Annotated in this window: 19 protein-coding genes; 11 read left to right on the forward strand and 8 right to left on the reverse strand. The window is 63.5% G+C overall.

Annotation, left to right across the window (positions count from 1 at the left end; all coding sequences use genetic code 11):
* Positions 1–44 precede the first annotated feature (44 nt).
* The 4 genes from OCX61_RS06385 to OCX61_RS06400 are packed head-to-tail and all read left to right on the forward strand — an operon-like array spanning position 45 to position 3,717.
* Positions 45–1,331 carry an MFS transporter gene (locus tag OCX61_RS06385; protein WP_261943061.1) on the forward strand — a complete coding sequence of 429 codons (1,287 nt, stop codon included), beginning with the start codon at positions 45–47 and terminating at the stop codon, positions 1,329–1,331.
* Positions 1,332–1,340: 9 nt separating this feature from the next.
* Entirely contained in the window at positions 1,341–2,120 is a 780-nt protein-coding gene (locus tag OCX61_RS06390) for a 5-oxoprolinase subunit PxpA (RefSeq protein WP_261943062.1), read from the forward strand.
* Complete coding sequence (gene pxpB / locus OCX61_RS06395; RefSeq protein ID WP_261943063.1) at positions 2,117–2,803, forward strand: 5-oxoprolinase subunit PxpB; 687 nt, start codon at positions 2,117–2,119, stop codon at positions 2,801–2,803. The genes OCX61_RS06390 and pxpB overlap by 4 nt, the downstream gene beginning before the upstream one ends.
* Positions 2,800–3,717, forward strand: coding sequence for a 5-oxoprolinase subunit C family protein (locus OCX61_RS06400; protein WP_261943064.1), 918 nt, complete (start codon positions 2,800–2,802; stop codon positions 3,715–3,717). The genes pxpB and OCX61_RS06400 overlap by 4 nt, the downstream gene beginning before the upstream one ends.
* Before the next feature lie 160 nt (positions 3,718–3,877).
* Here the strand turns inward: OCX61_RS06400 and OCX61_RS06405 are convergent, their stop codons facing one another.
* The 3 genes from OCX61_RS06405 to OCX61_RS06415 form a co-directional block, all read right to left on the reverse strand.
* Positions 3,878–5,056 (reverse strand): vWA domain-containing protein, encoded by a 1,179-nt coding sequence (locus OCX61_RS06405; protein WP_261943065.1) that lies wholly within the window; start codon positions 5,054–5,056, stop codon positions 3,878–3,880.
* A 13-nt stretch (positions 5,057–5,069) separates the two neighbouring features.
* Entirely contained in the window at positions 5,070–5,915 is an 846-nt protein-coding gene (locus tag OCX61_RS06410) for an AAA family ATPase (RefSeq protein ID WP_023629931.1), read from the reverse strand.
* Positions 5,916–6,143: 228 nt separating this feature from the next.
* The gene (locus OCX61_RS06415) at positions 6,144–7,217 is read right to left on the reverse strand and encodes a DUF748 domain-containing protein (RefSeq protein ID WP_261943066.1); all 1,074 of its coding nucleotides are present in this window, start codon (positions 7,215–7,217) and stop codon (positions 6,144–6,146) included.
* A 134-nt stretch (positions 7,218–7,351) separates the two neighbouring features.
* Between OCX61_RS06415 and cysK the strand changes: the two genes are divergently transcribed.
* The 4 genes from cysK (at position 7,352) to OCX61_RS06435 (ending at position 10,762) form a co-directional block, all read left to right on the forward strand.
* Entirely contained in the window at positions 7,352–8,326 is a 975-nt protein-coding gene (gene cysK / locus OCX61_RS06420) for a cysteine synthase A (protein WP_261943067.1), read from the forward strand.
* A gap of 172 nt (positions 8,327–8,498) precedes the next feature.
* Positions 8,499–9,434 carry an aspartyl/asparaginyl beta-hydroxylase domain-containing protein gene (locus OCX61_RS06425; RefSeq protein WP_261943068.1) on the forward strand — a complete coding sequence of 312 codons (936 nt, stop codon included), beginning with the start codon at positions 8,499–8,501 and terminating at the stop codon, positions 9,432–9,434.
* A gap of 165 nt (positions 9,435–9,599) precedes the next feature.
* A complete protein-coding gene (locus tag OCX61_RS06430; RefSeq protein WP_177408485.1) occupies positions 9,600–9,764 on the forward strand; it encodes a hypothetical protein in 165 nt (54 codons plus the stop codon).
* A 116-nt stretch (positions 9,765–9,880) separates the two neighbouring features.
* Complete coding sequence (locus tag OCX61_RS06435; protein ID WP_261943069.1) at positions 9,881–10,762, forward strand: DMT family transporter; 882 nt, start codon at positions 9,881–9,883, stop codon at positions 10,760–10,762.
* 3 nt (positions 10,763–10,765) lie between these two features.
* Here OCX61_RS06435 and OCX61_RS06440 read toward each other — a convergent pair whose 3' ends face one another.
* Together OCX61_RS06440 and OCX61_RS06445 are read right to left on the reverse strand one after the other, a co-directional pair.
* Positions 10,766–11,224, reverse strand: a complete 459-nt coding sequence (locus OCX61_RS06440; protein ID WP_261943070.1) for a DUF4265 domain-containing protein — start codon at positions 11,222–11,224, stop codon at positions 10,766–10,768.
* A 13-nt stretch (positions 11,225–11,237) separates the two neighbouring features.
* Entirely contained in the window at positions 11,238–12,113 is an 876-nt protein-coding gene (locus OCX61_RS06445) for a DMT family transporter (protein ID WP_261943071.1), read from the reverse strand.
* Between the two features lie 240 nt (positions 12,114–12,353).
* On the opposite strand from OCX61_RS06445, the gene aceK reads away from it, so the two are divergent.
* Positions 12,354–14,069, forward strand: a complete 1,716-nt coding sequence (aceK, locus tag OCX61_RS06450) for a bifunctional isocitrate dehydrogenase kinase/phosphatase (protein WP_261943072.1) — start codon at positions 12,354–12,356, stop codon at positions 14,067–14,069.
* Positions 14,070–14,197: 128 nt separating this feature from the next.
* Here the strand turns inward: aceK and OCX61_RS06455 are convergent, their stop codons facing one another.
* Positions 14,198–15,058: a DUF6279 family lipoprotein gene (locus tag OCX61_RS06455; RefSeq protein WP_261943073.1), complete on the reverse strand. Its 861-nt coding sequence runs from the start codon at positions 15,056–15,058 to the stop codon at positions 14,198–14,200.
* 131 nt (positions 15,059–15,189) lie between these two features.
* Here OCX61_RS06455 and OCX61_RS06460 point away from each other — a divergent pair, with 131 nt between their 5' ends.
* Positions 15,190–16,026: a CvfB family protein gene (locus OCX61_RS06460; protein ID WP_261943074.1), complete on the forward strand. Its 837-nt coding sequence runs from the start codon at positions 15,190–15,192 to the stop codon at positions 16,024–16,026.
* Here the strand turns inward: OCX61_RS06460 and OCX61_RS06465 are convergent, their stop codons facing one another.
* Together OCX61_RS06465 and OCX61_RS06470 are read right to left on the reverse strand one after the other, a co-directional pair.
* Positions 16,027–16,407 carry a hypothetical protein gene (locus tag OCX61_RS06465; protein ID WP_060510375.1) on the reverse strand — a complete coding sequence of 127 codons (381 nt, stop codon included), beginning with the start codon at positions 16,405–16,407 and terminating at the stop codon, positions 16,027–16,029. It abuts the gene before it with no gap.
* Between the two features lie 174 nt (positions 16,408–16,581).
* Entirely contained in the window at positions 16,582–18,051 is a 1,470-nt protein-coding gene (locus tag OCX61_RS06470; RefSeq protein ID WP_261943075.1) for a right-handed parallel beta-helix repeat-containing protein, read from the reverse strand.
* A 245-nt stretch (positions 18,052–18,296) separates the two neighbouring features.
* Here OCX61_RS06470 and OCX61_RS06475 point away from each other — a divergent pair, with 245 nt between their 5' ends.
* A complete protein-coding gene (locus tag OCX61_RS06475; RefSeq protein WP_261943076.1) occupies positions 18,297–18,476 on the forward strand; it encodes a CsbD family protein in 180 nt (59 codons plus the stop codon).
* The last annotated feature ends 83 nt before the right edge of the window (positions 18,477–18,559 follow it).

The following is an 18,559-nucleotide window of genomic DNA, read 5'->3' on the forward strand; positions in this document are numbered from 1 at the left end:
GCCCGACGTCGCCCATAAAACAATACCAACAAGCCGAGGCAAGCATGAACCCAAGCGGCGTGCAGCAGCAGGTGCAATCCCCTCCTTCGACCGGGCCGTTCGCCTGGTACCGCGACATCGACCAACAGCAACGGCGCACATTCTGGAGCTGCAAGATCGGCTATGGCCTGGACGGCATGGACACCCAGATGCTCAGCTTCGTCATCCCGACGCTGATCATGCTGTGGGGCATCAGCACGGCCGAAGCCGGGCTGATCCATACCAGCACGCTGATCGCCTCGGCCGTCGGTGGCTGGGTCGCCGGCATCCTCTCCGACCGCATTGGCCGTGTGCGCACCCTGCAGCTGACGGTGCTGTGGTTCGCCTTCTTCACCTTCCTCTGCGGCTTTGCCCAGAACTATGAACAACTGCTGATCGCCCGCACCCTCATGGGCTTCGGTTTCGGTGGTGAATGGACCGCCGGCGCGGTGCTGATCGGCGAGGTCATCCGTGCCCAGGACCGCGGCAAGGCGGTGGGCATGGTGCAGTCGGGCTGGGCCATCGGCTGGGGCCTGACGGCGATCCTGTATGCGCTGCTGTTCTCCTGGCTGCCGGCGGAGCAAGCCTGGCGCGCGCTGTTCCTGCTCGGCCTGGTGCCGGCGATCTTCGTGATCTTCGTCCGCCGGCTGGTCAAGGACCCGGAGGTGTATCGCCAGGCCAAGGCCGGGGAAAGCGCCGAAGCGCCGTCGCATTTCTACGAGATCTTCGCCCCCGGCATGCTCTGGACCACCGTGCGCGCCTCGTTGCTGACCACCGGTGCGCTGGGTGGCTACTACGCCATCACCTCGTGGCTGCCGACGTTCCTCAAGAACGAGCGCGGCCTGAGCGTGCTCGGCACTGGCGGCTACCTGGCCATGGTGATCATCGGTTCGTACGTCGGCTATGTGGTCAGCGCGTACCTGTCCGACCTGTTGGGGCGCAAGAAGAACTTCATCCTGTTCGCCGTGGGCTCGTTCATCATCGTGCTGTTGTACACGCAGATGCCGGTCAGCGATGGCGTGATGCTGTGGCTCGGTTTCCCGCTGGGTTTCTTCGCCTCGGGCATCTTCAGCGGCATGGGCGCGTTCCTTACCGAACTGTTCCCGACCCGGGTACGTGGCTCGGGGCAGGGCTTCTGCTACAACATCGGCAAGGTCATCGCCGCCCTGTTCCCGCTGCTGATCGGCCTGCTCGGCGAGAAGATCCCACTGGGCCTGGGCATCGGCGTGTTCTCGGCGGTGTCCTATGGCGTGGTGATCGTGGCGGCGCTGAGCCTGCCGGAAACACGCGGCAAACAACTTCAGGCGCGCTAAGGTAGGCCTATGAACATCGACACGGGAGCACGTCAGGTGAAACCCCTGCTACTCAATTGCGACATGGGCGAGAGTTACGGCAGCTGGCGCATGGGCCTGGATGCCGAGGTAATGCCCTATATCGACTGCGCCAACATCGCCTGCGGCTACCACGCCGGTGACCCGAGCATCATGCGCCGCACGGTGGCCATGGCGCTGGAGCACGGCGTGACCATCGGTGCGCACCCGGCCTATCCGGACCTGGTCGGCTTCGGCCGCCGCTCCATGGCCTGCAGCCCTGAAGAGATCCGCGACCTGCTGCATTACCAGATCGGCGCCCTGGATGGCATCTGCAAGGTACTCGGCGGCCGTGTGGCCTACGTGAAGCCCCATGGCGCGTTGTACAACGACATGATGGCCGACCCGCTCAAGCTGCGCACCGTGCTGGAAGCCGTGGCGGCCTATGGCAGCGGCCTGCCGCTGATGCTCATGGCCACTGCCGACAACAGCGCGGCCCAGGCCCTGGGCGATGAAATCGGCGTGCCGCTGTGGTTCGAGGCCTTCGCCGACCGCGCCTACACCGCCAGCGGCCACCTGGTCTCGCGGCGCCTGCCAGGCGCGGTGCACCATGACCCGGCGCGGGTGGTCGAACAGGCCCTGAGCCTGGCCCGTGGCGAAACCCTGGTAGCGGATGATGGCAGCGCACTGAAGCTGGCAGCCAGCACTGTCTGCGTGCATGGCGACAACGACAGTTCGGTGGCGGCCGTGCGGCAGATCCGCCAGGCCCTTGATGCGCTGGAGGTGCGATGAAGCTGCGTATCGAAGTCGTGGCCATCGATAGCCTGATGGTGCGCCTGTTCGACCGCATCGACGAAGCCAACATGCCGTGGATGCTCGCCGCCAGCCAGCGCTTGAGCGCGGCGTTCGGCGTGCATCTGGTGGATCTGGTGCCGTCCTACACCACGCTGATGTTGCAGTCTGACCTGCCCCCAGGCGAGGCGAGGGCGCTGATCGGCCAGGCGCTGGATGGCTTGCAGCCGGATACCGGCAGCGCTGGGCGGCGCCATGAAATCCCGGTGTGGTACGACGCCAGCGTCGGCCCGGAACTGCCCGTGCTGGCGGCGCGCAGCGGGCTGAGCGAAGCCGAGGTGGTCCGCCTGCACAGCGAACGCGATTACCCGGTGTTCGCGCTTGGTTTCGCCCCCGGCTTCGGCTTCATGGGGCTGGTCGACGAGCGCCTGGCCAGCCCGCGCCTGAGTACCCCGCGCAAGCGCGTGGCAGCGGGCAGTGTCGGTATCGCCGAACGCCAGACGGCGGCTTACCCGGCGATGTCGCCAGGTGGCTGGAACCTGATCGGGCGCACCCCGGTGCGCCTTTTCGATCGCCAACGTGAGGGCTACAGCCTGCTGCAGCCGGGCGACCGGGTGCGCTTCGTGGCGGTGTCGCGGGCCGAATTCGTGGCCTTGGGCGGTGATGTGGAGGTGCAGGCATGAAGCGGTTGCAGATCGAGGCCAGCACCGCACTATGCCAGTTGCAGGACGCCGGGCGCTTTGGCGTGCGCCACCTGGGTGTGACCCAGGGCGGGGCGCTGGACTGGGTGGCGATGCATTGGGCCAACTGGCTGCTGGGTAACCCGCTGGGGGCGCCAGTGGTCGAGGTGGCACTGGGTGGTTTTACCTTGGTGGCCGAGCAGGATTGCGTACTGGCGCTGGCCGGGGCAGACCTGGAGGCACGGGTGGATGACCAGCCACTGCTGCCATGGCGCAGCTTCAGCCTGGCCAAAGGGCAGCGCTTGACCCTGAAGCAGCCAAAGCAAGGTGTGCGGGCGTATCTGGCAGCGCCGGGCGGGTTTCTCGGTGAACATGTGCTGGGCAGCTGCGCCACGGTCGTGCGCGAGGAGCTGGGGGGTATCGATGGGCGAGGCAAGGCACTTGAGAAAGGCCAGAGCCTGACGTTTGTTGGTGATTCACCGGCCCTGCGCGAGGTGCCTGCGACCTTGCGTCCGAGCTATGCGCAAAAACCTGTGCTCGACCTGGTGATAGGCGCGCAGATCGGTGAATTCAGCGGGACCAGCCTGTTCGAGGCGTTCAACCGTGACTGGGCGCTGGACAGCCGCGCCGATCGCATGGGCATCCGCCTGCTGGGGCCGCAGCTGGTGTACCAGGGCGCGCCGATGATTTCCGAAGGGATCCCGCTGGGCGCGGTGCAGGTACCGCCGGACGGGCAGCCGATCGTGTTGCTCAACGATCGGCAGACCATCGGCGGCTATCCGCGGCTGGGGGCGTTGACGCCGTTGGCGTTGGCGCAGCTGGCGCAGTGCATGCCAGGGGCGCTGGTGCGGTTCAGGGCGGTAGTGCAGGAAGAGGCCTGGCGCGAGCTGCAGGCATTCCTGGACCGTTGGTTGTAAGGCTACCGGCCCTTTCGCGGGACAAGCCCGCTCCCACAGGCATACTGACAGCCCAAGGAAGTCACTGTTCCTGTGCTTCCCCAGGGTTACTCAGAGCTCAGGCAAATCAGTATTCCTGTGGGAGCGGGCTTGTCCCGCGAAGAGGCCAGTGCAAGCAATATCACTTGGACAGGTAACGCATCCCTTCCTCCAACCCCTGCAAGGTCAGCGGGTACATCTTGTCCTCGATCAGGTCCCGCACCAGGTGGGTCGATGCGGTGTAGTCCCAGGCCTGCTTGGGATACGGGTTGATCCAGATGATCTTCCTGAACTTCTCCTTGAAGCGCTGCATCCACACATACCCGGCCTCTTCGTTCCAGTGCTCGACACTGCCGCCTGGCTGGGTGATCTCGTACGGCGCCATCGCCGCATCGCCGACGAACACCACCTTGTAGTCATCGCCGTACTTGTGCAGCAGGTCAAAGGTGGAGAAGCGCTCCGAGGTGCGGCGCAGGTTGTTCTTCCACACCGATTCGTACACGAAGTTGTGGAAGTAGTAGTACTCCAGGTGCTTGAACTCGGTCTTGCAGGCCGAAAACAGTTCTTCGCAGACCTTGATGTGGGCGTCCATCGAGCCGCCGATGTCGAACAGCAACAGCAACTTCACCGTGTTGCGCCGCTCCGGGCGCATCTGGATGTTCAGCAGCCCGGCGTCACGCGCGGTGTGGTCGATGGTGCCATCGATATCCAGCTCTTCGGCGGCGCCTTCGCGGGCGAACTTGCGCAGGCGGCGCAGGGCCAGCTTGATGTTGCGCGTGCCCAGCTCGACCTGGTCGTCGAGGTTCTTGTACTCGCGCTGGTCCCAGACCTTGACCGCCTTGCCCTGGCGCTTGCCGGCCTCGCCGACGCGAATGCCTTCGGGATTGAAACCACCCGAGCCAAACGGGCTGGTGCCACCGGTGCCGATCCACTTGTTGCCGCCGGCGTGGCGTTCTTTCTGCTCTTCAAGGCGCTTCTTGAATTCCTCGATGAGCTTGTCCAGGCCGCCCAGGGACTGGATCTGTGCCCGTTCTTCGTCGCTCAGCGAACGCTCGAACTCCTTGCGCAGCCATTCATCGGGAATCAGCGCCTCGATGTGCTGGTCGAGGTTTTCCAGGCCCTTGAAGTAGGCGGCGAAGGCGCGGTCGAACTTATCGAAGTGGCGCTCGTCCTTCACCAGGATGGCGCGGGCCAGGTAGTAGAACGCGTCCATGTCGGCGAACACCACGCCTTTTTGCAGGGCGTGGTGCAGGTCGAGCAGTTCGCGCACCGAAACCGGTACCTTGGCCGCGCGCATTTCATTGAACAGGTTGAGCAGCATGGCCCGGCTCCTGTCAGCGGTTGCCGCGCCGGCTCATGAAGGCCAGGCGCTCGAGCAGTGTCACGTCCTGCTCGTTCTTTACCAGGGCACCTGCCAGCGGCGGGATGGCCTTGGTCGGGTCGCGTTCGCGCAGCACGGCTTCGCCGATGTTGTCGGCCATCAGCAGCTTGAGCCAGTCGACCAGTTCGGAGGTGGAGGGCTTTTTCTTCAGGCCCGGCACCTTGCGCACGTCGAAGAACACGTCCAGTGCCTCGCTGACCAGCGACTGGCTGATGTTCGGGTAGTGCACGTCGACGATCTGCTGCAGGGTGGCGCGGTCGGGGAAGGCGATGTAGTGGAAGAAGCAACGGCGCAGGAAGGCGTCGGGCAGCTCTTTTTCATTGTTGGAGGTGATGATGATGATCGGGCGCTGCTTGGCCTTGATGGTCTCGTCGATTTCGTAGACGTAGAACTCCATCTTGTCGAGTTCCTGCAGCAGGTCGTTGGGGAACTCGATGTCGGCCTTGTCGATCTCGTCGATCAGCAGGATCACCCGCTCGTCGGCCTCGAAGGCCTCCCACAGCTTGCCTTTCTTCAGGTAGTTGCGTACGTCGTGGACCTTGTCCACGCCCAGCTGCGAATCGCGCAGGCGGCTGACTGCGTCGTACTCGTAGAGGCCCTGGTGGGCCTTGGTGGTGGACTTGATATGCCAGGTGATCAGGCGCGCGCCGAACGAGGCGGCGAGCTGCTCGGCGAGCATGGTCTTGCCGGTGCCAGGCTCGCCCTTGACCAGCAGCGGGCGTTCGAGGGTGATGGCCGCGTTGACCGCCAGTTTCAGGTCGTCTGTGGCAACGTAGTCGCGGGTGCCTTCGAACTTCATGGTTTATTCCTCTGCGGGGTGCCTGTGCCGGCCTCTTCGCGGGCAAGCCCGCTCCCACAGGTACTCCACAAGATTCAAGCCTGTGGTGGTCCTGTGGGAGCGGGCTTGCCCGCGAAGAGGCCAGTACAGACAACACATGTTTGTGATTTGCCACCGACTATAACGCGGGCCTCTGCAGCTGGAAACGCAGACTGGGTATTCAGTCCCTGAATGGCCCGTCACGCCAGTTCAGTCGGACTTGGGTGGTGGCTGCTCGTAGCGTGCATTGAATGCCTGGATGAAGCCGTTGCGCAGAATCTGCAGAAACGCTTCGAAACCGCTGATGTTCTGTTGGTGCACGCTGCCGCTGAGCTCCACGCGGGTGGCGAACTGGTTTTTCGGCTGGTTCTTCAGCACTGTCTCGCTGGCCCCCACCAGCGCCTCCCAGATCGAGCGGAAGAGGTTCTTGTTCTTGTTCTCCACGTCCTGCTGCCAGTCGAACACGTCGACATCGCGCAATAACGGCTTGATGTAGCCATGCAACCGGCCTTCCTCGGCCTGGGCTTCGATGACCAGGTCGCCGTGTCCGGCATTGAAATCGAACTTGCCATAGGCGCTGGCGAAGTCATTGAGCCGGCGCAATTCGATGCCAGTGGCGCGCAACCGGAACTCGAAATCATCGAAGTCGCTGAACGGGTCAAAGGTGGCGCGGCTTTCCACCTTGGCGTCTGAGGCTATCAGCGCAGTCCCGTCGAAACTTGCATCGCGTCGGCCTTTTTCGTCGCGCACATTGGTCAGGTTGCGGATATCGGCGTTCAGTTGCGTGGCTTTGAGGTCGACCGGTGGCTTGGAGTTGAAATTGCGAAAGGTCAACGTGCCGTTGTCTACGTGCACTTCGTTGAGGGTGATCGGCAGCAGCTTGTCCAGCTGCTGGCGCCAGTCGGTGCCCTGGCCAGTCTGCGAGGCCTGCTTGCTGCCGCCGTCGACGAAGTTGAGTACGGGGCGGGTGAACGCCACCTTGGCCACCACGGCCTTGTCATGGATCAGCGAATGCCAGCTCACCGACAGGTCGATCAACGGTGCTTCAAGGAACGGAACCGGCACCTTGCCGGTAGATTTGACGATTTTCAGGCCGTTGATCTGGTAGGCGCCGCGCCACCAGGCCAGGTCGACATCGGCCACCTGGCCGCGGTACTCGCCCATGTGGGCAAGCTTGTCGTTCAGGTAATCGCGCACCAGGTAGGGCAGGGCCAGCTGCAAGGCCACCAGTAGCACGATCAGGCTGGCCAGGCCGATCAGCGGCCAGCGATAGCGAGCTTTCATCGCGAGGCTCTCCGCGGCGGGTTGCACGGTTGACCGCAAGCAAAGCCTGGGAGTTCGAACAGGCTTTACTGGTCACCGGGGCAGGCTTACCCTTTAAGTCTTTCCTGTTGTTTCTCATGTTCAAGGACCCTGCCATGAGCCGTATCTTTGCCGACAATGCCCACTCCATCGGCAACACGCCGCTGGTGCAGATCAACCGCATCGCCCCGCGTGGGGTGACCATCCTGGCCAAGATCGAAGGGCGCAACCCGGGCTACTCGGTCAAGTGCCGGATCGGCGCGAACATGGTCTGGGACGCCGAGAGCAGCGGCAAACTCAAGCCGGGCATGACCATCGTCGAGCCGACTTCGGGCAACACCGGTATCGGCCTGGCGTTCGTCGCCGCCGCCCGTGGCTACAAGCTGATTCTGACCATGCCGGCTTCGATGAGCCTGGAGCGCCGCAAGGTGCTCAAGGCACTGGGGGCTGAGCTGGTGCTGACCGAGCCGGCCAAGGGTATGAAGGGCGCCATCGAGAAGGCCAATGAAATCGTCGCCTCCGACCCTGCCCGGTATTTCCAGCCGGGGCAGTTCGAGAACCCGGCCAACCCGGCCATCCACGAAAAGACCACCGGGCCAGAGATCTGGAACGACACCGACGGCGCGGTCGACGTACTGGTTGCCGGCGTTGGCACCGGCGGCACCATTACCGGCGTGTCGCGCTACATCAAGCACACCCAGGGCAAGGCGATCCTGTCGGTGGCGGTCGAACCGGTGGCTTCGCCGCTGATCAGCCAGACCCTGGCCGGTGAAGAACTCAAGCCCAGCCCGCACAAGATCCAGGGCATTGGCGCCGGTTTCGTGCCGAAAAACCTCGACCTGTCGATCGTCGACCAGGTCGAGACCGTGACTGACGAAGAGTCCAAGGCCATGGCCATTCGCCTGATGCAGGAAGAAGGCATCCTCTGCGGCATTTCCTGTGGCGCGGCCATGGCAGCCGCGGTGCGCCTGGCCGAGAAGCCGGAAATGCAAGGTAAGACCATCGTCGTAATCCTGCCTGACTCGGGCGAGCGTTATCTGTCCAGCATGTTGTTCAGCGACCTGTTCAGCGAGCAGGAAAACCAGCAGTAATCGGCCTTGCCGCTGATCCGGCGCAACATTCGGCGGCCTGGTTTATTGCAAAATCTTCATGAGTGAGATCCTGCCCTGGTTGTTTTTACCGGGGCGGGATGGGTTTATGATGGCCGGATGATTTTTCTGGGAGCAGGCAGCGCTGGCCTGCGTCCCATCCAAGGAGTGTTGCATGACCTTTTCCTTCCTCGCCAAGGCAGGTGTGCTGCTGGTGTTCTTCGGCAGCGTGCTCTACGTGCACCTGCGCGGCAAGGCGCGCCTGCCGGTACTGCGCCAGTTCGTCAACCATTCGGCGCTGTTTGCCCCTTATAACAGCCTGATGTACCTGTTCTCCGGCGTGCCGTCCAGGCCTTACCTGGACCGCCAGCGCTTCCCCGAGCTGGACGTGCTCAAGGACAACTGGCAGGTGATCCGCGAGGAGGCCATGCGCCTGTTCGACGAGGGGTACATCCGTGCCGCCGAAAAGGACAACGACGCCGGCTTCGGCTCGTTCTTCAAGAAAGGCTGGAAGCGCTTCTACCTGAAGTGGTACGACAAGCCGCTGCCGTCTGCCGAAGCCCTGTGCCCGAAAACCGTCGAGCTGGTCAGCAGCATTCCCAACGTCAAGGGTGCGATGTTCGCCCTGCTGCCCGGTGGCAGCCACCTGAACCCGCACCGCGACCCGTTTGCCGGCTCGCTGCGCTACCACCTGGGCCTGTCGACCCCCAACTCCGATGCCTGCCGCATCTACGTCGATGGTGAGGAATACGCCTGGCGTGATGGCGAGGACGTGATGTTCGACGAGACATACGTGCACTGGGTCAAGAACGAGACCGACATGACCCGGGTGATCCTGTTCTGCGACATCGAACGCCCGCTCAGCAGCCCGCTGATGACCCGCATCAACCGCAAGGTCAGTGCGTTCCTCGGCCGCGCCACCGCGCCGCAGAACACCGATGACGAGCGTGTGGGCGGCATCAACCAGGCGTATGCCTGGAGCAAGCGCTTCAGCAACAAGATCAGCACCCGCGTGAAGCAGTTCAAGCGCGCAAACCCCAAGGCCTACCGCATCTTGCGGCCGGTGCTGGCGGTGGTGGTGGCTTACGTGCTGTACCGCTGGTTGTTCTGATAGCAGGCCCGGCCTCTTCGCGGGCAAGCCCGCTCCCACAGGTACTGCACTGGTCTCAGGGTCTGTGGGAGCGGGCTTGCCCGCGAAGAGGCCGGAACAGGCTATTGCCCAACCCAGGATTCACCGCTATATTCCGAAACACTTCTCTTCCCTGAAGACCCGATCATGCCAGCCATCCCTTCCACCACAAGCTTTGCCATCGCGCCAGTCGCGGGCATGGTCGTGCGTGGCAGCCAGCAGCCGGCCATGATCAGTCACTACCCACCACCACCTGTCAGTGGCGTCGTAGGCGGCGTAGCTCCGCCTCCTTGCGTGGTCGTGCTGGGCTGATCGGCTTCTGGCCGCATCCCTACGCACTCGCAACCTACTGAACACGGTCGGCACCTTCCCTCGCTGAAGTTCACGCCCGCCGTCTGGCTTATTTGCCTTATATCAGGTGGCAATACATGTCTGTCTTCAACAAAGCATCCGTGGCCTCGGCGGCCACCACCAGCCTGTTCGTCCTGCTCTGGAGCAGTGGCGCGATCGTTTCCAAACTCGGCCTGGCCCATGCCAGCCCCTTCGCCTTCTTGCTGTTGCGTTCGGCGCTGGCCCTGAGCGGCCTGCTGCTGATCGGGCCGTTGCTCGGCCTGCGCTGGCCGCGCAGCAGGGGGGGGATCCTGCGCGCCCTGGGGACTGGCTGCGTGCTGCTCGGCGCCTACCAGATCTTCTACCTGCTGGCACTCAACACCCACGTCACCCCCGGCGTGATGGCCACGGTGATGGGCGTGCAACCGATCCTCACCGTGGTGCTGATGGAGCGCCAGCGCTCCTGGAGCCGCTTGTTCGGCCTGGGTCTGGGGCTTGGCGGGCTGGTGATGGTGGTCTACCAGGGCATCAACCTCGGCGGGGTCTCGCTGCTCGGCATGCTGTTCGCCCTGCTGGCGCTGGCCAGCATGACCTTCGGTTCGATCCTGCAGAAGCGCATCACCGACAACCCCATGGGCACGCTGCCGTTGCAGTACATCGCTGGCTTCGCCATGTGTGCGTTGTTCGCGCCGCTGCAACCGTTGCAGGTGCAATGGACGGGCGGCTTTGTCGGCGCGCTGCTGTGGATGGGGCTGGTGGTGTCGTTGCTGGCCACGTTGCTGCTGTACCGGCTGATCGCCAAGGGCAACCTGGTCAATGTCACCAGCCTGTTCTACCTGGTGCCGGCAGTGACCGCGGTGATGGACTTGCTGATCTTCGGCAACCGCTTGGCACCGCTGAGCCTGCTGGGCATGGGGCTGATCGTGGTCGGCCTGTTGTTCGTGTTCCGCAAGCCGGCTACGCGACTGGCCGAGGCGTAGGCCCTAGCGGAACTCTTCGGGGATGGTGTGGCGCAACACGCCTTCCTCGAAGTCCAGGATGCCGGCTTCGCGCTGGGTCAGCAGGTAATAGAGCAAGGTGTCGGCCGATAGCGTTGCCGGCACCTCGACGGCCAGCATCCTGACCGCTTTTTCCACTTCGCAGGTGCAACCGAATTCGGTCAAGGCCGCGTGCACCTGCTCCACGGTTTCCGGTGGTTTGACGACGACCCGGAACACCGACGCCCCGGCGCTCTGCTGCAAGGCGTCGAACCAGGCCTGGTCGCCCGTGTGGCGGATGCTGATGATGTCGCCGGGGGCGATGCCGTAGGCGTGGAAGGGAATGCTGTCGACCCGATAGCCATCTGCGACCGCTTGAGTCCACAAACCTTCCACCGAGGCCGGCGGGTAGCCGTTCTCATCTTGCTCCAGGCGGAACAGCACCTTCTTGAAGAGGTCGCTCATAGTCCCCATCACCTCACGTGCGCGCCGGGCGCAGCACCAGCCACAGCGCCAGGGCAATCAACACACCGCCATACGCATGGGCCATCGACAAGGGCTCGTCGAGCAGCCATGCCCCCCACACTACACCGAACACCGGGATCAGGAAGGTCACGGTGCTGGCCTTGACCGGGCCGATCTCGGCCAGCAGGCGGAAGTACAGGATGTAGGCGAAGGCGGTGCACAGCAGGCCCAGGCCCAGCAGCGACAGCCATACCTGCCAGCCGCCCCAGCTCGCCGGTGGCTGGGTCAGGGCGCTCCAGGCGAACAGCGGGCTCATCAGCAAGGTGGCGCCGAGCATGCTGCCCAGGGCTGAGAGGCGGCTGTCCAGGCCGCTGATCCAGCGCCGTGCGAGGAAACCGGCAAAGCCGTAGCAGGTGGTGGCCGCCAGGCAGGCCAGGGCACCTTGCACCAGGGCCATGTCCAGTGCCACCGGGCCGGCGCCGCTGAGGATGCCGACGCCGAACAGGCCGAGGAAGATGCCGCCGAGCTTGGGCAGGGTCATGGCCTCGCGGAAGAACAGCGCGCCGATCAGTACGCCCATCAGCGGTGTGGTGGCGTTGAAAATGGCTGAATAGCCGGCGGGCAGCACCTGCGCGGCCACCGAATAGAAGGTGGCCGGGATGCCTGAGTTGATCATGCCCAGCACCAGGCAGGCACCGAGCTTGCCGTCGAAGTTCCAGCGCACACGGGTGGCGGCAAGAATGGCGATCAGGCCCAGGCAGGCGATGGAGACGCGCAAGAACGCGGTGGGAATGGTACCCAGCTGCGGGGCGATGATGCGCATGAACAGGAAACTCGCCCCCCAGACAGCGGCAAGGGTCAGCAGGCGGGCTAGGGCGATCGGGCTCACAACGGTCTCCGGGTACAGGGCAGGGCGCGAGTGTACGTGACTGGCGTGGGCGATTCTTGTGCTTTCTTGCGCTGTAAACCTGCACCGGCCTCTTCGCGGGTAAAGCCGCTCCCACGGGAATGTCACTGCCTTCAAGCACGGCGCAGAGCCTGTGGGAGCGGCGGTGCGGCGATCCGACTTGCCCGCGAAGAGGCCAGTACAGGCTAAGCTCTTTATCTCACCAGGAGTGAGGTTCATCGCATGACCCAGCATTGGCCAGCCGGCGAGATCGCCCGGATGATCCTCGACGGCTTTGACGATTATCGCGAACATTTTCGCCGCATCACCCTGGGCGCTCGTGAGCGCTTCGAGCAGGCGCGCTGGCAAGAGATTCAGCAGGCTGCTGCGGTGCGTATCAACCTTTATGAACATAAGGTCGGCGAGGTCAACGGCTGGCTGCGTGATGGTTTCGACGCAGACGTGTTGCTGGATCTGGAACAGTGGCCGCTGGTGAAAAACGCCTACATCCGCCTGATCGATCCCCGCCTCGACGACGAGTTGGCGGAGACCTGGTACAACTCGCTGTTCTGCAGCCTGTTCAGCCATGACCAGATCAGCGATGGCTGCATGTTCATCCACACCACCCGGCCTTCGATCCGCGCCCATGAGCGCGCTGCGCAGACCCGCACCTACAGGCTCGGTACCGGCCTGAAAAGCCTGCTGCGGTCGATCTTTGCCGATTACCCGTTCGGTGCGCCCTATGGTGACCTGGAAAGCGACCTCACGCGGCTCGAGGAGCAATTGCGCGAATGCCTGCCGGACTGGGTGTGCAAGGACCCGGCCCTGGCCGTGGAGCTGTTCGTGCCGGTGCTTTACCGCAACAAGGGCGCCTACCTGGTCGGGCGCCTGTACAACAGCGACGAGCAGTGGCCGCTGGTGATTGCCCTGCTGCACCGTGAAGGTCATGGCATCGAGGCCGATGCCTTGATCACCGATGAGGCCGAGGTATCGATCATCTTCTCGTTCACGCGCTCGTACTTCATGGCGGACGTGCCGGTGCCAGGGGACTTCGTCAACTTCCTCAAGCGCATCCTGCCGGGCAAGCATATTGCCGAGCTGTACACCTCGATCGGCTTCTACAAGCAGGGCAAGTCGGAGTTCTACCGCGCCTTGATCAACCACCTGGCCAGCAGCGACGACCGCTTTGTCATGGCCCCCGGGGTGCGCGGCATGGTCATGAGCGTGTTCACCCTGCCGGGCTTCAACACGGTATTCAAGATCATCAAGGACCGCTTCTCGCCATCCAAGACCGTCGACCGCGCCACCGTGATCGACAAATACCGGCTGGTGAAAAGTGTCGACCGGGTGGGGCGCATGGCCGATACCCAGGAATTTGCCGATTTCCGCTTCCCACGCAGCAAATTCGAGCCCGAGTGCCTGGCCGAGTTGCTGGAGGTGGCGCCCTCGACCGTGGCGCTGGAAGGCGACACGGTGCTGGTCCGCCACTGCTGGACCGAGCGGCGCATGACCCCGCTCAACCTGTATCTGGAACAGGCCAGCGAAGGGCAGGTGCTCGAAGCGCTGGAGGACTACGGGCTGGCCATCAAGCAACTGGCAGCGGCGAACATCTTTCCCGGTGACATGCTGCTGAAGAACTTCGGCGTCACCCGGCACGGGCGGGTGGTGTTCTACGACTATGACGAGATCAGCTTCCTGACCGAGGTGAACTTCCGGCACATTCCGCCGCCGCGTTACCCGGAGGACGAGATGTCGGGCGAACCGTGGTACTCGATCGGGCCGCACGACGTGTTTCCCGAGGAGTTCCCGCCGTTCCTGTTTGCCGATATCGGCCAGCGGCGGCTGTTCAGCCGCTTGCACGGGGAGTTGTATGACGCGGACTACTGGAAGGGGCTGCAGGCGGCGATCCGCGAGGGCAAGGTGATCGACGTGTTTCCGTATCGGCGCAAGGCTAGGTGATTCTGGATCGTCAGGCCCGGCCTCTTCGCGGGTAAACCCGCTCCCACAGGTATTCCACTGGCTTCAGTGTTGCGCGGCCCCTGTGGGAGCGGGGTTTACCCGCGAAGAGGCCGGGCCTGCTGATCGCTTCACCCTTTGAGGCACTTCAGCTCACTGAAGTCGGTACGTACCTTGGCCAGCCGCTCTTGCAGGAACTGGCGCTGCACCGGTGTACTCAGGTGCATCAGGTCGATCAACAGGCTGCGCGTCTGCTGTTCGCTATTCAGATACGCCGCCCGGTACTCCGGCGTCCACAGGCTTTCCTTGTGTTGCAGGAGTGTTGCCAGGCGCGGCTCGAAACTGGCGTCGTTGCGCTGGTTCATGGCCAGCATCAGCTGCTGCTGCCAGTGCTGGCGGTTGGCGATCCACTGGCGGTTCTGGTCACCCAGCGCTTGCGACCAGGCCTGCACCCGTTGGCGCTGGGCCGTATTGAGTTCACCGAACCAGTTGTTCAGGCGTTTTTCCATGCGCTCACTGCGCCGAGCGACCTGTTTGGCCAAGGGTGTGTCGACATATTCCTTTTGCCGCTCGCTGATATCGTCGCGCAAGGCATCGCGCATCTGCGCTACCTGCCGATCGCTCATGCCGCGCAGCAGTTCGGTGGCCGAGGGCGTGATTTCTGTTGCCACCCGGCCGATGGCCTGGCGCGCTTCGACGGTACGTTGCTGCAGGGCCTGGTCGGTCACCTGGTCTTCGGCGACCATGTCGCGCACCCGGTCGAGCCAGTCGAGGTAGCCAGGTAGTTGGGTTTTGCAGTGCCAGGCCAGGTGCTGCTTGAGCCGTTCGTCGAGCAATGCTTTCTGTTCACGGTTCATCGCCAGATAGTCGCCCAGCGACCAGGGCACCAGGCGGTCGAGGTTGCGATAGGCCAGGTCGATACGGTTGCAGGCCGCCAGTGCCACGGTGCAGGCAATGGCGATGAGCAGGGCTTTGGACAGGCGTACAGGCATGTGCAGGTCCTGGCTGTGACTGGCCATTGGGTAGACGCAAGGGGGGCCAGCGCGGTTCCGCCCAATCAGTGATCGGGCAGCGCAGTGGCTTCAGGTGTAGAATAGCCGCCTTGTCTTGAGGAACATCGGAAATGGCTCTGCTTGGGCGTTACAACAGTTTGCAAATCGTGAAACACGTGGAATTCGGCCTTTACCTGGACGGCGGGGCCGACGGCGAAATCCTGCTGCCCGGGCGCTACATCCCGAAGGACGCCGAAACCGAGGTCGACGACTGGCTGAACGTGTTCATCTACCTGGACAGCGAAGACCAGCTGATTGCCACCACCGAGAAGCCCAAGGTGCAGGTCGGCGAGTTCGCCAGCCTCAAGGTCAAGGACATCAACGGTGCCGGTATCTTCCTCGACTGGGGCCTGTCCAAGGACCTGCTGATGCCGTATTCGGAAGAATCACGCCAACTGAAGATCGGCGACTACTGCGTGGTGCACGCCTACCTCGACAAGCGTACCCGGCGCATCACCGCTACCTCGCGCCTGGACCGCTACCTCGACCGCACCCCGGCCGACTACCAGGTTGGCCAGCCCGTCCAGCTGCTGGTGGCTGGTGAGACACCGATGGGTTTCAAGGCCATCATCAACAACCGCCACTGGGGCCTGATCCACAAGAACGAGGTGTTCAAGTTCCTGCGTTCGGGCATGCATGTGGATGGCTTCATCAAGGAAGTGCGCCATGACGGCAAGATCGCCCTGAGCCTGCAGCCGGTCGGCCAGGCGCTGGGCGACGACCTGCAGGCGCGCATCATGGCGCGCCTGGAGGCCGATGGCGGGGTGCTGGCGGTGAGCGACAAGAGCGCTCCGGAAGTGATCAGCCAGATGTTCAACGTCAGCAAGGGCAACTTCAAGAAGGCCATTGGTGGGTTGTTCAAGCAGGGCCGCATCGTCATCCATGACGATCGCATCGAGAAGGTCTGATCAGGCCTGTACGAAGGTCCGGAAGTCCAGCTGCTCGCCACCGGGGCGTGTGTCGCGCAGCAGCGAGTCGCGGTCGGCGCTCAGGGCCAGGCTGATGGTCGAGCGGCGCTTGCCGGGGTTGCGCACTTCCATCTGCTCCTGGTGAGCACGGAGGAAGTTGACCGGCACCTTCAGGTGCTGCAGCTCGTCGCTTTCCGGGGTGTGCAGCAGCAGGTTGACCCAGTCGGGCTGGCCTTTGCGCAGCAGTGCCACCGGCACCTCGAACCACCACAGGTTGCGCTTGCGGTCGAGGATGGCGAACAGGGTGTTGGCGCTGGTCAGCACCGGGTTGGCCAGGGCCTGGTTGCGGCGGGCGATGGCAGCGGGTTTGTCGAGTTTCATGCAGGTTCCTGCGGGTTGACGCTAGATTAGGGCTGCATTGTGAGGGGTGGCACCAGGCCTAGCAAGGTTTACAGGCTTCTTCGCGGGCAAGCCCGCTCCCACAGGAATGTCAATGCCCTCAGGCTATGTGATATCCCTGTGGGAGCGGGCTTGCCCGCGAAGAGGCCATCAGCCCTAGCGGCTGACCGGCAGGCTCAACTCGGAAGTGGCCCCATCCGCAGTGGTCACCGTCGCAGTGAAACTCTTCAACTGGCCGATGTTCTCCAGCACCTGAGCAAACCTTGCCTTCCCTTGCGCATCGCTATTGACCAACAACTCTCCCAGATACTGCTCCGCCTCGGCCCCATTTGCCAGGGCATTGCCAAACACCTCGATACGCAACAGGCTCGACACCGGCCCCTGCACCTCGCCACGCAACACGTTGCCGTCCAGCGCGATCAGGTGTGGCGCCTGCTGGTTGTGGTTGGGCAACGGCTGGCATGGCTTGGGCTCGCCCTTGGCATCGCAGATGATCGCCTGGTCCTTCTTCGGCAAATCCGCGCCGACCCCGCGCGAACCCACGTACAGCGCATGGGCCTGGGCCGGCACGCCAAAGACGATGGCACCGGTACGCTGGTTCGGCACGCATGAACCACCGGCTTCACAACGGCGGATGTCCTGGCTGTTGCCCCAGATGCGGTTGCCGCTCAGGCGCGTGGTGGTGACATCCGGCTCCGGGCGCAGGGCCACGCCGATGCGGTTGCCGTGTATCAGGTTGCCGTCGAGGATGTTGCCTTCGCCGGTGACGCTGACGCCGATCGAGTTGCCGCTGAAGGTGTTGGCGCCGAGGTAGTTGCGCTTGCCCCAGTTGATCTGCAGGCCGTCGGAGTAGTTCTCGAAGCGGTTGCGCACCACGCTGTTGTCATTGCCCAGCAGAATTTCGATGCCCTGGGACGGTTCAGGGTTGGCCGGGGTGGACCGGAACAGGTTGTCGGCCACCAGGTTGAAGGCCGCGCCGCGGGTCAGTTCAAGGCCATCGCCGTTGTCGATCAGCTGGTTGCGCAGCACCTTGTTGTTGATGGTGGTGGTGGCAGTCGGGTTGCCGGCACCGTCATCACCCGTGAGCATGATGCCGGCGCCGCCTTTGTTGGCGACGATGCGGTTGTCTTCGATGACGTTGCCGCTGGCGCGGTTGACCAGGATGCCGATGCAGAAGTTGCGCACTTCCAGGCCACTCAGGTGCACGCCCTGGGTATCACGCAACACCAGCCCGGGGTTGGTGGTGGTGCGTACGTTGGTGCCGAACTGGCCGGGCAGGGCGCCAGGGCAGGTGCGCACGCCCTGGTCCTTGATGTAGCCCGAGCCGTCGATGGCGATGTACTGGCCGTCACGGGCCCAGGGCAGGCCGGTGATCTGCACCGGGCCTTTGATTTCCGGCAGCGCGCGGGTCGGGCGAATCACGTAGGGCGGCTTGCCAACCGCAGCGATCTCGATGCGGTAGTGGCCGGGGTTCTGGTTGCTGGTTTCGATGGCCCAGCGCAGGGTGCCGGGTTGGCCATCGTCGGTATAACGCTCGACTTTGAGGGTTTCGCTGGCCGGTGCAGCGGCCAGGGCAGGCAAGGGCAACAACGGCAGCATGGCCGCGAACAGGGGCATCAGACGCATGGGTGCGGGTTTCCGGAAACTGTTGTTCTTGTACGCTGGCAACCTGCTTGGGGTTGCCGTTTGCCGGCGATTCTAGGGGAGCACGCAGGGCTTGGGCAGCGCGCCAGGGCCGATTTGGTGCGGTATTCGCCCGAAGAATCACCGCTTGGCTTGAACTCGGCAAATTGATTGAAACTCTTGCCAACGGCGCTTGGTCCACCGTCTGTCGACACGGTCCCCGTGTCTCCATTTGCAGGAGATTTGCCATGAGCGGCACTAAAGACAAAGCGAAAGGCCTGGCCAATGAAGCGGTCGGCAACATTAAACAGGGCGTCGGCAAGGTGACCGGCAACGACAAGCTGCAGGCCGAGGGCAAGGCCCAGGAATTGAAGGGCGAGGCGCAGCAGATCAAAGGCAATGTGAAGGATGCGGTGAAAAAGCCTTGATCTGAAAAATGGCCTGTTTCTGCCTCTGAGCGAGGCAGGAACAGGTGTAGGCATTTTCTTCTTCCAAGGCTGGGAGCAGTACA

The sequence above is a fragment of the Pseudomonas sp. LRP2-20 genome (genome assembly GCF_024349685.1).
Lineage (GTDB): Bacteria > Pseudomonadota > Gammaproteobacteria > Pseudomonadales > Pseudomonadaceae > Aquipseudomonas.